This window comes from Streptomyces anulatus (assembly GCF_000721175.1).
Taxonomy (GTDB): domain Bacteria; phylum Actinomycetota; class Actinomycetes; order Streptomycetales; family Streptomycetaceae; genus Streptomyces; species Streptomyces anulatus_C.
This window is the reverse complement of sequence record NZ_JOEZ01000016.1, coordinates 1-15398: the sequence shown is the minus strand read 5'-3', so window position 1 is coordinate 15398 and position 15398 is coordinate 1. Positions and strand designations below refer to the sequence as shown.

General features: G+C 70.6%; 13 protein-coding genes. 7 read left to right on the top strand and 6 right to left on the bottom strand.

What is annotated here, in order from left to right; translation table 11 throughout:
• Nucleotides 1–4: 4 nt before the first annotated feature.
• On the bottom strand, nucleotides 5–2296 hold the full coding sequence (gene tkt, locus IG90_RS0118195) for a transketolase (RefSeq protein WP_051860128.1): 2292 nt from the start codon (nucleotides 2294–2296) through the stop codon (nucleotides 5–7).
• A gap of 572 nt (nucleotides 2297–2868) precedes the next feature.
• On the opposite strand from tkt, the gene IG90_RS0118190 reads away from it, so the two are divergent.
• From IG90_RS0118190 to IG90_RS0118180, 3 genes are all read left to right on the top strand, one after another.
• Entirely contained in the window at nucleotides 2869–3510 is a 642-nt protein-coding gene (locus tag IG90_RS0118190) for a superoxide dismutase (protein ID WP_030585238.1), read from the top strand.
• 176 nt (nucleotides 3511–3686) lie between these two features.
• Nucleotides 3687–4022 carry a metalloregulator ArsR/SmtB family transcription factor gene (locus IG90_RS0118185; RefSeq protein WP_030585236.1) on the top strand — a complete coding sequence of 112 codons (336 nt, stop codon included), beginning with the start codon at nucleotides 3687–3689 and terminating at the stop codon, nucleotides 4020–4022.
• Entirely contained in the window at nucleotides 4019–4762 is a 744-nt protein-coding gene (locus IG90_RS0118180; protein WP_030585233.1) for a DUF2071 domain-containing protein, read from the top strand. Before IG90_RS0118185 ends, IG90_RS0118180 begins: the two co-directional genes overlap by 4 nt.
• 4 nt (nucleotides 4763–4766) lie before the next feature.
• Here IG90_RS0118180 and IG90_RS0118175 read toward each other — a convergent pair whose 3' ends face one another.
• The gene (locus IG90_RS0118175) at nucleotides 4767–5672 is read right to left on the bottom strand and encodes a helix-turn-helix transcriptional regulator (protein ID WP_051860127.1); all 906 of its coding nucleotides are present in this window, start codon (nucleotides 5670–5672) and stop codon (nucleotides 4767–4769) included.
• A 104-nt stretch (nucleotides 5673–5776) separates the two neighbouring features.
• Between IG90_RS0118175 and IG90_RS0118170 the strand changes: the two genes are divergently transcribed.
• Both IG90_RS0118170 and IG90_RS0118160 read left to right on the top strand, forming a co-directional pair.
• The gene (locus IG90_RS0118170) at nucleotides 5777–7309 is read left to right on the top strand and encodes an MFS transporter (RefSeq protein ID WP_051860144.1); all 1533 of its coding nucleotides are present in this window, start codon (nucleotides 5777–5779) and stop codon (nucleotides 7307–7309) included.
• A gap of 261 nt (nucleotides 7310–7570) precedes the next feature.
• Nucleotides 7571–8227: a CatB-related O-acetyltransferase gene (locus IG90_RS0118160; protein ID WP_030585226.1), complete on the top strand. Its 657-nt coding sequence runs from the start codon at nucleotides 7571–7573 to the stop codon at nucleotides 8225–8227.
• Between the two features lie 103 nt (nucleotides 8228–8330).
• Here IG90_RS0118160 and IG90_RS0118155 read toward each other — a convergent pair whose 3' ends face one another.
• Nucleotides 8331–8957 (bottom strand): helix-turn-helix domain-containing protein, encoded by a 627-nt coding sequence (locus IG90_RS0118155; protein ID WP_051860126.1) that lies wholly within the window; start codon nucleotides 8955–8957, stop codon nucleotides 8331–8333.
• Nucleotides 8958–9293: 336 nt separating this feature from the next.
• Between IG90_RS0118155 and IG90_RS0118150 the strand changes: the two genes are divergently transcribed.
• Nucleotides 9294–10742, top strand: coding sequence for an NCS2 family permease (locus IG90_RS0118150; RefSeq protein ID WP_030585221.1), 1449 nt, complete (start codon nucleotides 9294–9296; stop codon nucleotides 10740–10742).
• Nucleotides 10743–10770: 28 nt separating this feature from the next.
• Here the strand turns inward: IG90_RS0118150 and IG90_RS0118145 are convergent, their stop codons facing one another.
• From IG90_RS0118145 to IG90_RS0118135, 3 genes are all read right to left on the bottom strand, one after another.
• Entirely contained in the window at nucleotides 10771–11118 is a 348-nt protein-coding gene (locus IG90_RS0118145) for a VOC family protein (protein WP_030585217.1), read from the bottom strand.
• Nucleotides 11119–11185: 67 nt separating this feature from the next.
• Nucleotides 11186–11638 carry a GNAT family N-acetyltransferase gene (locus IG90_RS0118140; RefSeq protein WP_030585215.1) on the bottom strand — a complete coding sequence of 151 codons (453 nt, stop codon included), beginning with the start codon at nucleotides 11636–11638 and terminating at the stop codon, nucleotides 11186–11188.
• Nucleotides 11639–11701: 63 nt separating this feature from the next.
• Complete coding sequence (locus IG90_RS0118135; protein ID WP_030585212.1) at nucleotides 11702–12352, bottom strand: mycothiol-dependent nitroreductase Rv2466c family protein; 651 nt, start codon at nucleotides 12350–12352, stop codon at nucleotides 11702–11704.
• 163 nt (nucleotides 12353–12515) lie between these two features.
• On the opposite strand from IG90_RS0118135, the gene pepN reads away from it, so the two are divergent.
• Nucleotides 12516–15119, top strand: a complete 2604-nt coding sequence (gene pepN / locus IG90_RS0118130; RefSeq protein WP_030585209.1) for an aminopeptidase N — start codon at nucleotides 12516–12518, stop codon at nucleotides 15117–15119.
• The last annotated feature ends 279 nt before the right edge of the window (nucleotides 15120–15398 follow it).

Here is a 15398-nt window from a genome sequence, read left to right as displayed (position 1 = left end):
GAGATCATGGGGCGAGATCGGTCGAAGGTCGTGGTGGTGGGGGCGTCTGGCCGACATCCCCGGTGCCGCCCCCGGCCGGGTCGGCGCCGGACCGCTCCCCGCCGGGCCGGACCGGGGCGGCTGCCGCGCGGATGCTCTCGCGTGCGGCGTCGGCGACCGCGTGCGGCGTGATGCCGAACTCCTCGTACAGGCGCTCGTAGGGTGCGGACGCGCCGAAGTGCTCCAGGCTGACCGTGCGGCCCGCGTCCCCCACCACGTCCCGCCAGCCCTGGGCGACGGCCGCCTCGACGCTCACCCGGGCCCGGACGCGGGGTGGCAGGACCTCGTCCTGGTAGGCGTACGGCTGCTCGGCGAACCACTCGCGGCAGGGCAGCGAGACCACCCGGGCGTCGTGCCCCTCATCGGCCAGCACCTCCCTTGCCTCCAGGGCGATGTGGACCTCGGAGCCGGTCGCGACGAGGATCACGTCGGGGGTCGCGCCCCGGCTGTCGGCGAGGACGTAGCCGCCCCGGGCGGCCCCCTCGGCGGAGGCGTACGCGCCCTCGCCCCGTTCCAGGACGGGCAGCGGCTGCCGGGTCAGGGCGAGGCCGGCCGGCCGGTCGTGGTGTTCCAGGACGGTGCGCCAGCACACGGCCGTCTCGTTCGCGTCGGCGGGCCGTACGACGTCGAGGCCGGGGATCGCGCGGAGGGCGGCCAGTTGCTCGACGGGCTGGTGGGTGGGGCCGTCCTCGCCCAGGCCGATGGAGTCGTGCGTCCAGACGTAGGTGACCGGGAGCTTCATCAGGGCGGCGAGGCGGACGGCCGGGCGCATGTAGTCGCTGAAGATCAGGAACGTACCGCCGTAGGGGCGGGTGAGGCTCTGCAGGGCGATGCCGTTGAGGATCGCCCCCATGGCGTGCTCGCGGATGCCGAAGTGGAGTGTGCGGCCGTACGGGTCGCCGGGGAACTCGCCGGTCTGCTTGCTCTCCGGTACGAAGGACGGCTCGCCCTCCATGGTGGTGTTGTTGCTCCCCGCGAGGTCGGCCGAGCCGCCCCACAGTTCGGGCAGCACGGGGGCCAGCGCGGTGAGCACATCGCCGGAGGCCTTGCGGGTGGCGATGCCCTTGGGGTCGGGGTCGAAGACGGGGAGGCTCCCGGTCCAGCCGCCCGGAAGCTTCCGTTCCCGCAGCCGGTCGAGGAGTTCGGCGCGCCCGGGGTGGGCGGAGCGCCACTCCTGATAGCCGGGCTCCCAGGCGCGACGGGCCTCGGCGCCTCGCTCACGGACCGCGCGGGCGTGTTCCAGTACGTCGCCCTCGACGGTGAAGTCGGCTTCGGGGTCGAAGCCGAGCAGCTTCTTGGTGGCGGCGACCTCGTCGTCGCCGAGCGCGGAGCCGTGGGCCTTGCCGGTGTTCTGCTTGGTGGGTGCGGGCCAGCCGATGATCGTGCGCAGCAGGATCAGGGAGGGGCGGCCGCTCTCGTCCTTCGCGGCTTCGACGGCGGCGAGCAGGGCGTCGACGTCCTCGACGTAGTCGCCGGTGCGGGTGAAGTCGACCGTCTGGACGTGCCAGCCGTACGCGGCGTAGCGGGCGGTGACGTCCTCGCTGAAGGAGATGTCGGTGTCGTCCTCGATGGAGATGTGGTTGGAGTCGTAGAAGACGATCAGGTTCCCGAGCTCCTGGTGTCCCGCCAGCGAACTGGCCTCGGACGTCACACCTTCCATCAGGTCACCGTCGGAGGCGACGACGTACACGTGGTGGTCGAAGGGGCTGGTGCCGGCCGGCGCGTCGGGGTCGAGGAGGCCGCGCTCGCGCCGGGCCGCCATGGCCATGCCGACAGCGGAGGCGAACCCCTGCCCCAGGGGCCCGGTGGTGATCTCGACGCCCCGGGTGTGGCGGTACTCCGGGTGGCCGGGGGTGGCGGAACCCCAGGTGCGCAGCGCCTCCAGGTCCGACAGTTCCATGCCGTACCCGCTCAGGTACAGCTGGATGTAGAGGGTGAGGCTGGAGTGCCCGCAGGAGAGCACGAAGCGGTCGCGGCCGAGCCACTCGTCGTCGGCCGGGTCGTGCCGCATCACCTGCTGGAACAGCAGGTACGCCAGCGGGGCCAGGCTCATCGCGGTGCCCGGGTGGCCGTGGCCCGCCTTCTGCACGGCGTCGGCCGCCAGCACGCGGACGGTGTCGACGGCCCGGACGTCGAGCGGACCCCATCCCGCCTTGTCCGCGAGGGGCGGGGCCAGTTCCGTGTCGCGGGGGCGAGCGCCGGAGCCCTGGGAGGCGGTCGAGCCGTTCGGGACGTCGGGGGCGTTCGGGGGTGGCATCAAGTCCTCCTGGTCGGTGCGGCGGGGGCGAGGCGCGCGGCGCACTCGCGCCCGGCACGAAAGCGGGCTCGGCGGGCCCCGGGCGGCCCGGCCGCCACTGCGTGGACCGCTCGGCCGTATCGCGGGTCCCCCTGGAAGTCGTGCCCAAACATGGGCGCTCGTGAGGAGAGAAGCAGGCGAGGAATCAGAACGCCTTTATAACAAGAAAAGGCAAGATAATAGGACACCTGACGAGAAGGAGAGGCCCACCATGTCGGAAGAAGCCACCCCGGCAGGCGAGGGGCCGAGCAGGTTCAAGGGCGAGGGGCAGTACGGCTGCGCCCCGATGCCGACGAGACGTCACAGCGGTCCAACCCAGCCCGCACCACTCCGTCTGTCCGTCCGTCCGTCCGTCCGGAACACGCATACCCCGCCCCCCTCCTGTCCCTACCCCTGACCCAGTCCGGCCCTCCGCGCCGCAGGTCCTAGGCCGAAGGGCTGATCACTTCGGAGCACTCCTGCTGTTAGCCTGCTCCTGCATATAGGTTGCAATAACAACTGGACGGCATTCCAGCAGTCGGAGGGCTCGCATCATGGCCACGTACACGCTCCCGGAACTCCCGTACGACTACGCGGCGCTCGAACCGGTCATCAATCCGCAGATCATCGAGCTGCACCACGACAAGCACCACGCCGCGTACGTCAAGGGTGCGAACGACACCCTGGAGCAGCTGGAAGAGGCCCGCGACAAGGAGGCCTGGGGCGCGATCAACGGCCTCCAGAAGAACCTCGCGTTCCACCTCTCCGGCCACATCCTGCACTCGATCTACTGGCACAACATGACCGGCGACGGCGGCGGCGAGCCCCTCGCGACGGACGGCGTGGGCGACCTCGCCGATGCGATCACCGAGTCCTTCGGCTCCTTCGCGGGCTTCAAGTCCCAGCTGACGAAGGCCGCGGCCACCACCCAGGGATCCGGCTGGGGCGTGCTCGCGTACGAGCCCGTGAGCGGCAGGCTGATCGTCGAGCAGGTCTACGACCACCAGGGCAACGTCGGGCAGGGCTCGGTACCGGTCCTCGTGTTCGACGCCTGGGAGCACGCCTTCTACCTGCAGTACAAGAACCAGAAGGTGGACTTCATCGAGGCGATGTGGCAGGTCGTCAACTGGCAGGACGTGGCCAGGCGTTACGCCGCCGCCAAGGAGCGCGCGGACGTCCTGCTACTCGCCCCCTGAGGTGACACCGACGCACCACAGACGTCCTGCCTCGTGATCGTCTTCTCAACCTTCACCACGGCAGGCGGATGAAGGACGCGCCCCCGCGAGGACCTGACTCGCGGGGGCTCTTCCCTGCCGGGACTCCCATCTCACCTGGGCTGTTAGCCATTTAGCTCATATGCTAAACATAGGCCATGGAATCACCCGCCGACGAAGAGGCGAGCGCGTTCCGCGCGCTCGCCGACCCCACCCGCCGCCAGATCCTGGAGGACCTGCGGGGCGGTGAGCTGGCCGCCGGGGAGATCGCGAGCCGGTTCTCGATCAGCGCCCCGTCCATCTCGCGCCACCTGGGCGTCCTCAAGGGGGCCGGGCTCGTCACCGAGCGCCGGGACGCCAACCGCATCCTCTACTCGCTCGCCGAGGAGCGGCTCGCCATGTGCGTGGGGCGCTTCCTCAGCGCCGTGTGCCCCGAGCAGATCGTGCTCCGCAACACCAAGTGGCGCTCCGCGCCGGAAGGCGACGCCTCATGATCAGGTCCCGGCTCTCCAGCGTCATCGAACGCCGCCTGCTGGTGAACTACCGGGTCGACCCGTACGTCGTGGGGGCCCTGCTGCCCGCGCCGCTGCGGCCCCAGTTGGTGCGCGGCCAGGCGGTGGCCGGGATCTGCCTGCTGCGGATCGGCGGCGTCCGCCCCGGCTGGGCCCCGGCCGCGACCGGGCTGACCAGCGAGAACGCGGCGCACCGGATCTCCGTCGAGTGGGACGGGCCGGACGGCGTCAAGCAGGGCGTCTACATCCCGCGCCGCGACACCGCCTCCCGCCTCAACGCCTTCGCCGGCGGCCGGATCTACCCGGGCGAGCACGGCCGCGCGGACTTCACGGTGCGGGAGGAGGCCGACGCCGTACGGGTGGCCTTCGCGACCCGGGACGGGGAGGTGGAGGTGGACGCGACGGTGGAGCCGGCCGAGGAACTGCACGGCAGCGGGCTGTTCGCCGACCTGGCGGAGGCTTCGGAGTTCTTCCGCCTCGGCAGCCGGGGCCTCTCCCCCAACGCAGGTGGAACCCACCTGGACGTCCTCGAACTGTCCACGGACGCCTGGAAGGTGACGGCGGGCCGGCCCCGTGCCGTACGCTCCTCGTTCTTCGAGGACCTGGACCGCTTCCCGCCGGGCAGCGCGGTGCTGGACAGCGCGCTGGTGATGCGGGGCGTGGCGGCGGACTGGTCGCAGGGCGAGCCGTTCCGGCTGGGGTGCGGGGCGGGGGCGGCCTGAGACGCTATCGGGGTGCTACCGGGGCACCGCTGAGGGGACGGTCCGCGCAGACGTGCCGGCCGGAGCCCTGGTCGGCCAGCAGGCGCAACGCGTCGGCGGAGGGTTCGTCGTTGGCGGTGTAGATCTCCAAACGGTGGTCGGGGGTGTCGGGCTGGAGCCACACCTGGTAGTCGACGTCGACCCTGCCGACGGTCGGGTGCCGCAGGCGCATGGTGCCCACGGTGCAGTCGGCGACGTCGCCGGTGGCCCACAGCCTGGCGAAGTCATCGCTGTGCATGACGAGTTCACCGATGAGCTCGGCCAGCCGGCGGTCGGTGGGATACCGGCCCGCGGTGAACCGCAGGTAGGCCACATGGGTCCGGGCGAGTTCGTCCCAGTTCTCGTGCAGGTCGCGGGTGTGGGAGTCGAGGAAGAACATCCGCGGGACGGACGGCCGTCGCGCGGAGTCCTGCGGCGCGTCGAAGTCGACGTGTTCGGCCGTGAGGGCGTGTCCGGTGCGGTTCCACGCCAGCACGTCGCCCCGGCGCCCGAGGACGACGGCCGGTGTGTTCCGGCCCAGGGACTCCAGAAGCGCGAGCACCCTCGGATGCAGTTGCTGGCGCTGGGGGCGGACCATGCGCGGTTCCGCCCGCCGGAGCGCGAGGTTGTGCAGGTGGGCGGTCTCCGCGGCGTCGAGCAGGAGAATGCGGGCGAGTGCGTCGAGGACCTGCCGGGAGGCGGTTCCGGCCTGGTCCTGCTCCAGCCGGGTGTAGTAGCCGGCGCTCACCCCGGCGAGTTGCGCCAGCTCCTCCCGCCGGAGTCCGGGAACGCGGCGGGCGGTGCCATAGGTGCGGAGTCCGACGTCCGCCGGTGTCACTCGGCCGCGGCGGTTCCTGAGAAACGTCCCGAGACTTTCCGGTTCCATGGCCATGGCTCGGAGTGTAGGAGGGCATGGGGTGGGCGTGGGTGCCCCTGGGAGGTGTACCCATGGCGTGGGGCTGGTTGCCCGTCCCGGCGATTCCCATGCTCGTGTCCATGAAGAAGACTGCTGATACGCAAGAGCCCGGTCTGCGGGCATGGCTGGGCCTGGCGGTGGTTCTCGGCCCCGTCCTGCTGGTCGCGATGGACGGCTCGGTGCTGTTCCTGGCCATGCCGGAAGTCACCGAAGCCCTCTCACCGACCGCCGGCCAGGCGCTGTGGACACTGGACATCTACGGATTCGTCGTGGGCTCCCTGCTCATCGCCTTCGGCGGCATCGGTGACCGGCACGGCCGGCTGAAGCTGCTGATGATCGGGGTGACGCTGTTCGGACTCGCCTCGCTGGGAGCGGCGTTCGCGTCGAGCCCGGACCTGCTCATCGTCTTCCGCGCGCTCATGGGCCTGGCCGGGGCGACGCTGCTGCCCTCGGCGCTCGCGGTGCTCAGCGGACTGTTCGTCGACCCGCGCCGGCGCGCCCAGGCGATCGGGATCTTCGCCGCCGCCTTCGCCGCCGGGTTCGCGATCGGGCCGGCTGTCGGTGGGCAACTGCTGAGCCACTTCTGGTGGGGCTCGGTCTTCCTGGTCAACCTTCCGGTGCTCGTGCTGTTCCTGGCACTGGCCCCGTTCCTGCTCCGCGAGGTGGAGTCATCGCGGTCCGGCCGTATCAACGCCCTGAGCGTCGTGCAGTCCGTGGTCGGCCTCCTGCTGACCGTCTACGCCATCAAGACCCTGGCGTCGGAGGGATGGTCGACGAACATCGCGATGGCGGGGCTGGCCGGCGGGTCCGTCCTGGTGTGGTTCGTCCGGCGGCAGCTCACTCTGGGACATCCGCTGATCGACTTCAGCCTGTTCCGGGACCGGGTCTTCGCCATCGCGATCATCACCGGGCTGCTGCCGCTCGCCGCGTGGTCGGCGACCGCCTACCTCTCAGGGGTCTACCTCCAGTCCGTTCTGGGGATCCCCGTCCTGCGCGCCGCGCTCCTCGCCGTCCCCGGGGCGTTGCTTCTCACCGTCACCTGCATCGTCACGCCCTTGCTGGTCGCGCGCACCGGCAAGCGGTCGGCGCTCGTCACGTGCCACCTCTTCGTCGCCACCGGTCTGCTGTTGCTACTGCCCGTCGCCTCCTCCGGCGGGGTGGGCTGGTACATCGCGTCCACGGTTCTCGCCGGTGTCGGGTACGGCATCTCCTTCAGCCTCGTCGCCGAGACCGCGGTCGCGGCGGTTCCCGCCGAACGGGCCGGGTCCGCGGCCGCGATCGCCGAGACCAGCAACGAGATCGGCAACGCTCTCGGCATCGCGCTCCTGGGCTCGCTGTCCGTCCTCGTATTCCGTCTGCAAGGCCCTGACCTCGCGGGTACGTTCGGCGAGACGCTCGGCCTTCCCGGTCTCGCACCCGCGGTGATCGGCCAGGCGAAGGACGCCTTCGTCACCGGCCTCCAGGTCGTCGCCGTCACCGCCGGTCTCCTCCACGTCGCCCTCGGCCTCTTCACCCTGCGCCGGGTTCCGAAGGTTCTGGATGACGAGGCCCCGGAAGCCGCTGTCGCGGAGGCCGTCGCCGCGGGCGATGGTGAGGGAGCCGCCGTTCGCTGAGCCGGGCCGGCTCCCGGCTCCCGGCTGCCGGCTGCCGGCTCCCGGCTCAGCGCATGGGATCGCCGCACCGGGCCGGGAACAGCACGGCGGGGCCCGGCAGCCCGTCCCAGTTCACTGCCTCGATCGCGTCCAGCACTTCCCGCACCGCCGCATCGTCCCATCCCTCCCGGCCGCTCGGGAAAATGTGCGCGCCCCGCCGGGCCCGGATGCCACGATGATCCACGCCCGTCCGCCCGTGGCCCCTCCCTGGAAGCGACCCCCATGACTTCTGCCCCCACGCCCGTCCCGGCCGACCCCACCGTCCTGCACCCGATGCCCGGCCAGCCGCGCGTGGTGCAGCTGAAGCCCCTGGTGACCTCGCCGCTGATCGAGGCCGGGGAGTACTCGTACTACGACGACCCCGAGCACGCCACGGACTTCGAGACCCGCAACGTGCTCTACCACTACGGGCCGGAGCGCCTGGTGATCGGCAAGTTCTGCGCCCTGGGCACAGGCGTGCGGTTCATCATGAACGGCTCCAACCACCGTATGGACGGCCCGTCCACCTTCCCGTTCCCAACCCTCGGCGGCTCCTGGACCGACCACTTCGACCTGCTGACGGACCTCCCCGACCGGGGCGACACCGTGATCGGCAACGACGTCTGGATCGGTTACGAAGCCGTGGTCATGCCGGGCGTCCGCATCGGGCACGGGGCGATCATCGGCTCGCGGTCCGTGGTGGTCTCGGACGTCCCGGACTACGGCATCGTCGGCGGCAACCCGGCCCGTCTGATCCGCACCCGGTACGAGGAGGCGGACATCGCGCGCCTGCTGACGGTGGCCTGGTGGGACTGGCCGGCGGACCACCTGACGCGCCACATCCGTACGGTGATGTCGGGCACGGTGGCGGAGCTGGAGGCGGCGGCGCCGGAGGCGTAGAAGGGTCGCGGCACCGTCTCCCCCAGGGCCGTACCAGCCCGAGCGTGAGGGACGAGGCGGCCTCGGCGACGGCACCGAGCAGCAGCCGGAGCCCCCCGCCGGGCTACGCCTGGGAGGATCCCGGCAGCCGGGTCCAGAAGTGGTCGACGATGTCCTCGATGTAGCGACGCCCGGCCTCGCCGGACGCGGTGGTGCCGCCGGCCCGGCTCAGAGTGGCCGCCAGGAGGGCCTGGTACTCCTGGTGCATGGCGGCCAAGGGGCCCTTCAGGTCGCGGCGCTCCATCGAGACGAGCTTGGCGATGTCGCGGATGTGCGCCTGCCAGCGCGTGGAGACCGCCTCGGCCAGGAGACGGGCGAGCTCCTCCTCCAGCCTGGTGATGGCGATGAAGTCGCGCGGGGGAAGGCCGAGGACCTCGCCGAGCTTGACGGACTGCCGTTTGTCGCCGGTCCACAGACCGGCCTCCTCCATGGACAGGTAGGCGTCGAGGGTGAGGCCGGTGGCGCGCGCGACGTCCTCGGCCGAGACGCCGCGAGCGATGCGGTGTTCGAGCAAGGTGCGCGGATGGCCCATGAGCTCACTGGGCTGACACCACAACGCGCCCGCCAGAGCCGTGAATTCCGCCGCGTCCGGCACATGGGTCCCGCGCTCCCACGCGATCACGTGCTCGGGACCGACGTGTGACGTGCCGAAGGACGCGCGCATGCCGTAGGCGACATGACCGGGCGCCATCCCGAGTTTCTCGCGCAGGGCGCGCGCTGCCCGCGCGTTGAAAGGGAGTGGTGGGTGCACATACGGAGCGTAGGGGAGTTGTCACCGCCACTTCCATACCCACTGTCGGCTGCCTGCCGGTTTGGCGGCAAAGGTCACCACTGATTCCGTAGGAAACCACAGGACCTAATGGGCATCAAATACACCCTCTACGCGGGTAGTTGCGAACGCGCCGTCGCCGCGTATGATCCGCTCGCAAGGAGCCGCATGTGCGTTCGCACAGCACCTGCCACTGACATCGGGCAGCACCGGCACCATCCCCTTCACCCATCATTCGCAGGCCCAGGAGACTCCGTCATGCACCCCACTACGACCAGCCCGCCGCCCGACGCGAAGCCCAGCGGATCGGTGGGCGCCGTCGACCGGTTCTTCCGCATAAGCGAACGCGGTTCGACCTACATCCAGGAGATACGCGGCGGATTCGCCACGTTCTTCACGATGGCATACATCCTCGTGCTCAACCCGATCATCCTCGGCGGGGCCGAGGACAAGTTCGGCGAGCAACTGGACAACGTGCAGCTGGTCACCGCCACCGCGCTGGTCGCCGCGGTCATGACGCTGATCATGGGTGTGGGCGGCAATCTGCCGCTGGCCCTGGCAGCGGGACTGGGCATCAACGCCGTCGTCGCCTACCAGATCGCTCCCCTGATGAGCTGGGACGACGCGATGGGCCTCATCGTGCTCGAAGGGCTGCTGATCTGCGTTCTGGTGATGACCGGGCTACGCGAGGCGATCATGCACGCCATTCCGCAGCCCCTCAAGCAGGCCATCAGCGTCGGCATCGGTCTCTTCATCGCCTTCATCGGCTTCGTGGACGCCGGATTCGTCACCCGCATCCCCGACGCCGCGAACTCCACCGTGCCCGTCCAGCTCGGCACCGGCACGCTCACCGGCTGGCCGATGCTCGTCTTCTGCCTCGGCGTGCTCCTCACGATCGTCCTGGTCGCCCGGAAGGTCAAGGGCGCGATCCTCATCAGCATCGTCCTGATGACCGTCGTCGCCATCGTCGTCAACGAGATCGCCCGCATCAAGTCCTGGGGCCTGACCTCGCCCTCGATGCCCGACAACCCGGTCGCCGCACCCGACTTCGGGCTGCTGGGCCAGTTCGACCTGTTCGGCTCGTTCGGCCAGGTCAGCGTTCTGACGGTCGTCCTGCTCGTCTTCACCCTCATCCTGTCCGACTTCTTCGACACGATGGGCACGGTCGTGGGTGTCACGGCCGAGGCCGGGCTCCTCGACGAGCGGGGCCAGGTGCCCGGTCTCGGCCGCGTCCTGCTGATCGACGGTGTGGCAGCGGTCGCCGGTGGCGCCGCGTCCTCGTCGTCGGCCACCACCTACATCGAATCCGCCGCGGGTGTCGGGGAAGGAGCCCGTACCGGCTTCGCCAACATGGTCACCGGCGGCCTGTTCGCGCTCGCCCTCTTCCTCACGCCCGTCCTGACGATCGTGCCGCTCCAGGCGGCGGCGCCCGCCCTCGTCGTGGTCGGGTTCCTGATGATGACCCAGGTCAAGCACATCGACTGGGATCGCTACGACGTCGCCATCCCGGCCTTCCTCACCATCGTCGTCATGCCGTTCACCTACTCCATCACCAACGGCATCGGCGCCGGCTTCGTCTCCTACGTGGTCATCAAGGCGTGCCTCGGCAAGGCGCGCGAAGTCCACTGGCTGCTGTGGGGCACGGCCGCGCTCTTCCTGGTCTACTTCGTCATCGACCCGCTGGAGCAGCTCCTCGGCCTCAAGTAGCGGTTCCCGGCGTCAGGGGACCCGGGCCTCAGTGGCTCCCGGCGTCGGCGAGGCAGAACTCGTTGCCCTCCGGGTCCCTGAGGACCGTCCACGTCCCGCCCTCCATGGACCGCTCGCCGACGACGGTCGCGCCCAGCTTCGCCAGGCGCTCCACGTCGGCCGGGCGGTCCGGCGAGGCGAAGTCGACGTGCACCCGGTTCTTGGCGGTCCTGGGCTCGGGCACCCGCTGGAAGCCGAGGACCAGCGGGGTCGCGGCGAGGACGACGAACTGGTCGTAGTCCTGTGTCTCCTCGACGCCCAGCGCCTCGGCCCACCAGGCCGCCAGCGCCTGGGGGTCCGCACAGTCGATCGTGATCATTTCCGGTGAGATGCGCATGATCCTCACCGTACGGCGCACCACTGACAACGGGCCGGGAGCCCGCCCGGCCCGTGGCCGGCCGTTTTCAGGCCGGCGCGACTTCCAGCAGCGGCAGTTCGCGGCCCTCGATGGAGCCGGACGGGGTGGTGCCGATCCGGACCGCGCCCATGGCCCGGTAGAACGGCTCCGCGTTCGGGTCGGCGTCGATGGTGATGCGGGTGAAGCCCAGGCGGTGGGCCTCGTCCATGGTGTGGGTGAACAGCCGTCGCCCGATGCCTCTGCCGATGGTGTCCGGCTCGACGAACATCATGCCGAGCGCGCCCTTCGGCGGCGCGCCGTCCAAGGTGGTGAAGCCGAGGATCCGGCCGTCCTCCTCAGCCACCAGCGTCCGCCGGGCCGCCACCTCCGCGGGACGGATCGTCAGCTCCTCCCGGCAGGCGGCCAGGAACTCCGCGTCGTACTCCCAGTGGCCCTTCGACCGGAGGGCCAGCTCCGTCAGTGCGGCGGCCTCGGCCGCCTCGCCCGCGCGTATCCGCATGGAAGTCATCATCCCCTTGTGCGTACGGACGCACGGATACGCGCGGGCACGGAACAGCCGGCGTCAGTCGAAGACCGGGCCCTGCGTCCGGGTCCGCTTGATCTCGTAGAAGCCCGGGACGGAGGCGACCAGCAGCGTGCCGTCCCAGAGCTTCGCCGCCTCCTCGCCCTTGGGGGCGGGGGTGACGACCGGGCCGAAGAAGGCGATCTGCTCGCCGTCCGCGCCGGGAACGGCGATGACCGGGGTGCCGACCTCCTGGCCGACCTTGTCGATGCCCTCCTTGTGGGAGGCGCGCAGCTCGGTGTCGTAACGGTCGGAGTCGGCGTGGCCGGCCAGGTCGGCGGGCAGGCCCACGTCCTTCAGCGCGGCGGCCACGGCCTCGCGGGTGGGGCCCTCGCCGTTGTTGTGGAAGCGGGTGCCGAGCGCGGTGTAGAGGGGGCCGACGACCTCGTCGCCGTGCAGCTGCTGTGCGGCGACGACGACCCGGACCGGGCCCCAGGCCTTGTTCTCCAGGAGGTCGCGGTACTCCTCCGGCAGGTCGTCCAGCTTGTCCTCGTTCAGGACGGCCAGGCTCATCACGTGCCAGCGGACCTCGACGTCGCGGACCTTCTCCACTTCCAGCATCCAGCGCGAGGTCATCCACGCCCAGGGGCAGAGCGGATCGAACCAGAAGTCGACCGGGGTCCTGCCGTTGGCGGGGGTGTTCTCGGACATGTCTCTCCTCAGAAGGGCGCGTTCCACAGAAGGGCGTGTTCCACCCGCGGGCGAGAACGCCTTCGGAGGGGCTGCCCATTCCCTGAATGCCGCCGCGCGGAGACGCGTGCAAGGATCAATGGGTTCGAACACGACACATGACGCGCGTCACGAAGGAGTGCCCGTGCCCGGTGAAAACCTGTCCCGCGACGAGGCCCGTGAGAGGGCCGAGCTGCTGACCGTCGACGGATACGAGGTCGCTCTCGACCTGCGGTCCGCCGTCGGCGAGCCCGAGAGGGCCGACGGGAGCGACGGAGACGGCGGTCCGCGGACGTTCCGGTCGCTCACCACGATCCGGTTCCGCTCCGCCCGTGCGGGTGCCTCGACCTTCGCCGACCTGGTGGCGCCGGGTGTGGACGCGGTGACGCTGAACGGGACGGCCCTCGACCCGGCCGTCGTGTTCGACGGGACGCGGGTGGCGCTGGACGGGCTCGTCGAGGGCGAGAACGTGCTCGTGGTCGACGCCCGCTGCGCGTACAGCCGGACCGGCGAGGGCATGCACCGCTTCGTCGACCCGGAGGACGGCGAGGTCTACCTCTACACGCAGTACGAGCCGGCCGACGCCCGCCGCGTCTTCGCCAATTTCGAACAGCCCGACCTCAAGGCTCCCTACCGCTTCCAGGTGACCGCCCCGGCGGGCTGGCGGGTCTGGTCCAACGGGGCCGAGGAGTCGCGCGAGGGCGAGGTGTGGACCTTCGCGGAGACCAAGCCGGTCTCCACGTACATCACGGCCGTCGTCGCCGGTCCGTACCACTACGTGAGCGACCACTACAGCCGTACGTTCGACGACGGCACGACGCTGGAGGTCCCGCTCGGCGCGATGTGCCGCAAGGGGCTCGCCAAGCACTTCGACGCGGACGACGTCTTCCTGATCACCAAGCAGGGCCTGGACTTCTTCCACGACCACTTCGACTACCCGTACCCCTTCGGGAAGTACGACCAGGCCTTCGTGCCCGAGTACAACCTCGGTGCCATGGAGAACCCGGGCATGGTCACCTTCCGCGAGGAGTACATCTACCGCGGCAAGGTCACCTCGGCGGCCTACGAGCGGCGTGCCAACGTCATCCTGCACGAGATGGCGCACATGTGGTTCGGCGACCTCGTCACCATGGAGTGGTGGGACGACCTGTGGCTGAAGGAGTCCTTCGCGGACTTCATGGGCTCCTTCTCGATGGTCGAGGCGACCCGCTTCACCAACGGCTGGATCACCTTCGCCAACAACCGCAAGGCATGGGCCTACCGCGCCGACCAGCTGCCCTCCACCCACCCCATCACGGCCGACATCCGTGACCTGGAGGACGCCAAGCTGAACTTCGACGGGATCACGTACGCCAAGGGCGCGTCCGTGCTGAAGCAGCTCGTGGCGTACGTGGGACGCGACGCCTTCCTCGAGGGCGCGCGGCGCTACTTCAAACAGCACGCCTACGGCAACACCCGTCTCGGCGACCTGCTGTCGGTGCTCGCCGAGACCTCGGGCCGCGACATGACGGCCTGGTCGCGCTCCTGGCTCCAGACGGCGGGCGTCAACGTGCTCGCTCCCGTGCCGACGTACGACGCGGCCGGCGTCCTGACCGAGCTGGCCGTCGTCCAGGAGGCCGCCGCCTCGCACCCGGAGCTGCGCCCGCACCGCGTCGCGGTCGGCCTGTACCGGCGTACGCCCGAGGGCGAGCTGACGCGTTACGCGCGCGCCGAGGTCGACGTGGCCGGGGAGCGGACCGTGGTGGAGGCGCTGGCCGGCTCGGAGCGTCCCGATCTGATCCTGGTCAACGACGACGACCTCACGTACTGCAAGGTCCGCTTCGACGAGGCGTCGCTGGCCACGCTCCGCGACCACCTGGGCGAGATCACGGACCCGCTGGCCCGTGCCCTGTGCTGGTCGGCCCTGTGGAACCTGACCCGGGACGCACTGCTGCCGGCCCGTGACTTCGTCGCGCTGGTGCTGGCGTTCGCCGGGCGGGAGAGCGACATCGGCGTGCTCCAGATGCTGCACGCCTGGGCGCAGTCGGCGCTGGTCGACTACGCCGCCCCCGACTGGCGCGAGGAGGGCGGCCGGGCTCTGGCCGAGGGCGCGCTGCGCGAGCTGCGGACCGCCGAGCCGGGCAGCCAGCACCAGCTGACCTGGGCCCGGTTCTTCGCGGCGGTCGCCTCGTCGGAGGCGGACTTCCAGCTGCTGGGCGGGCTGCTGGAGGGCACGGCCCGGATCGACGGTCTCGACGTCGACCAGGAGCTGCGCTGGTCCTTCCTCTCCCCGCTGGCCTCGCACGGGGTGGCGAACGAGGCGGCGATCGACGCCGAACTGGCCCGCGACGACACGGCGTCCGGCAAGCGCCACCACGTACGGTGCCTGGCCTCGCGACCCTCGGAAGCGGTCAAGGCCCAGGCGTGGGCGGCGGTCGTGGAGTCGGACAAGCTGTCCAACGCGCTGGTCGAGGCGACGATCGCGGGCTTCGGCCAGCCCTCCCAGCGGGAGCTGCTCGCCCCGTACGCGAGCCGCTACTTCGAGGTGATCGAGCGGATCTGGGCGGAGCGGTCCATCCAGATCGGCATGCACGTGGTGCGGGGAATGTTCCCCGGTCTCCAGGACAGCACCGACACCCTCGCGGCGACGGACGCCTGGCTGGGCGAGCACGAGGACGCGGCCCCGGCGCTGCGGCGGCTGGTGCTGGAGGCCCGGGACGATCTCGCGCGGGCGCTGCGCGGCCAGGAGTGCGACCGGGCCGCTGCCTGAGCCCTCCACGCGTGAGGGGGCGCCCGGGCGGGGGCGTGCGTGCGGCGTGAAAGCGGCGCTCGCACACCCGTCCGAGGCGCCCCTCCGCCCTGTCCCGGTACGACGGCCCTTTTCGGTTGTCGAACGTCCGTACTTCAGGACGGCGTTGTCCGGGATTGTCGACGGGCGTGTAACAGGGGTTAGGGCCAATGCCGTTCGGTTAGCCGTCTGACGGGTTTGGCAACGTGCTGGATCTCGATGTGGACGGTGGTCCTGTGGGTGCGGTGGTCGATGGCGCGG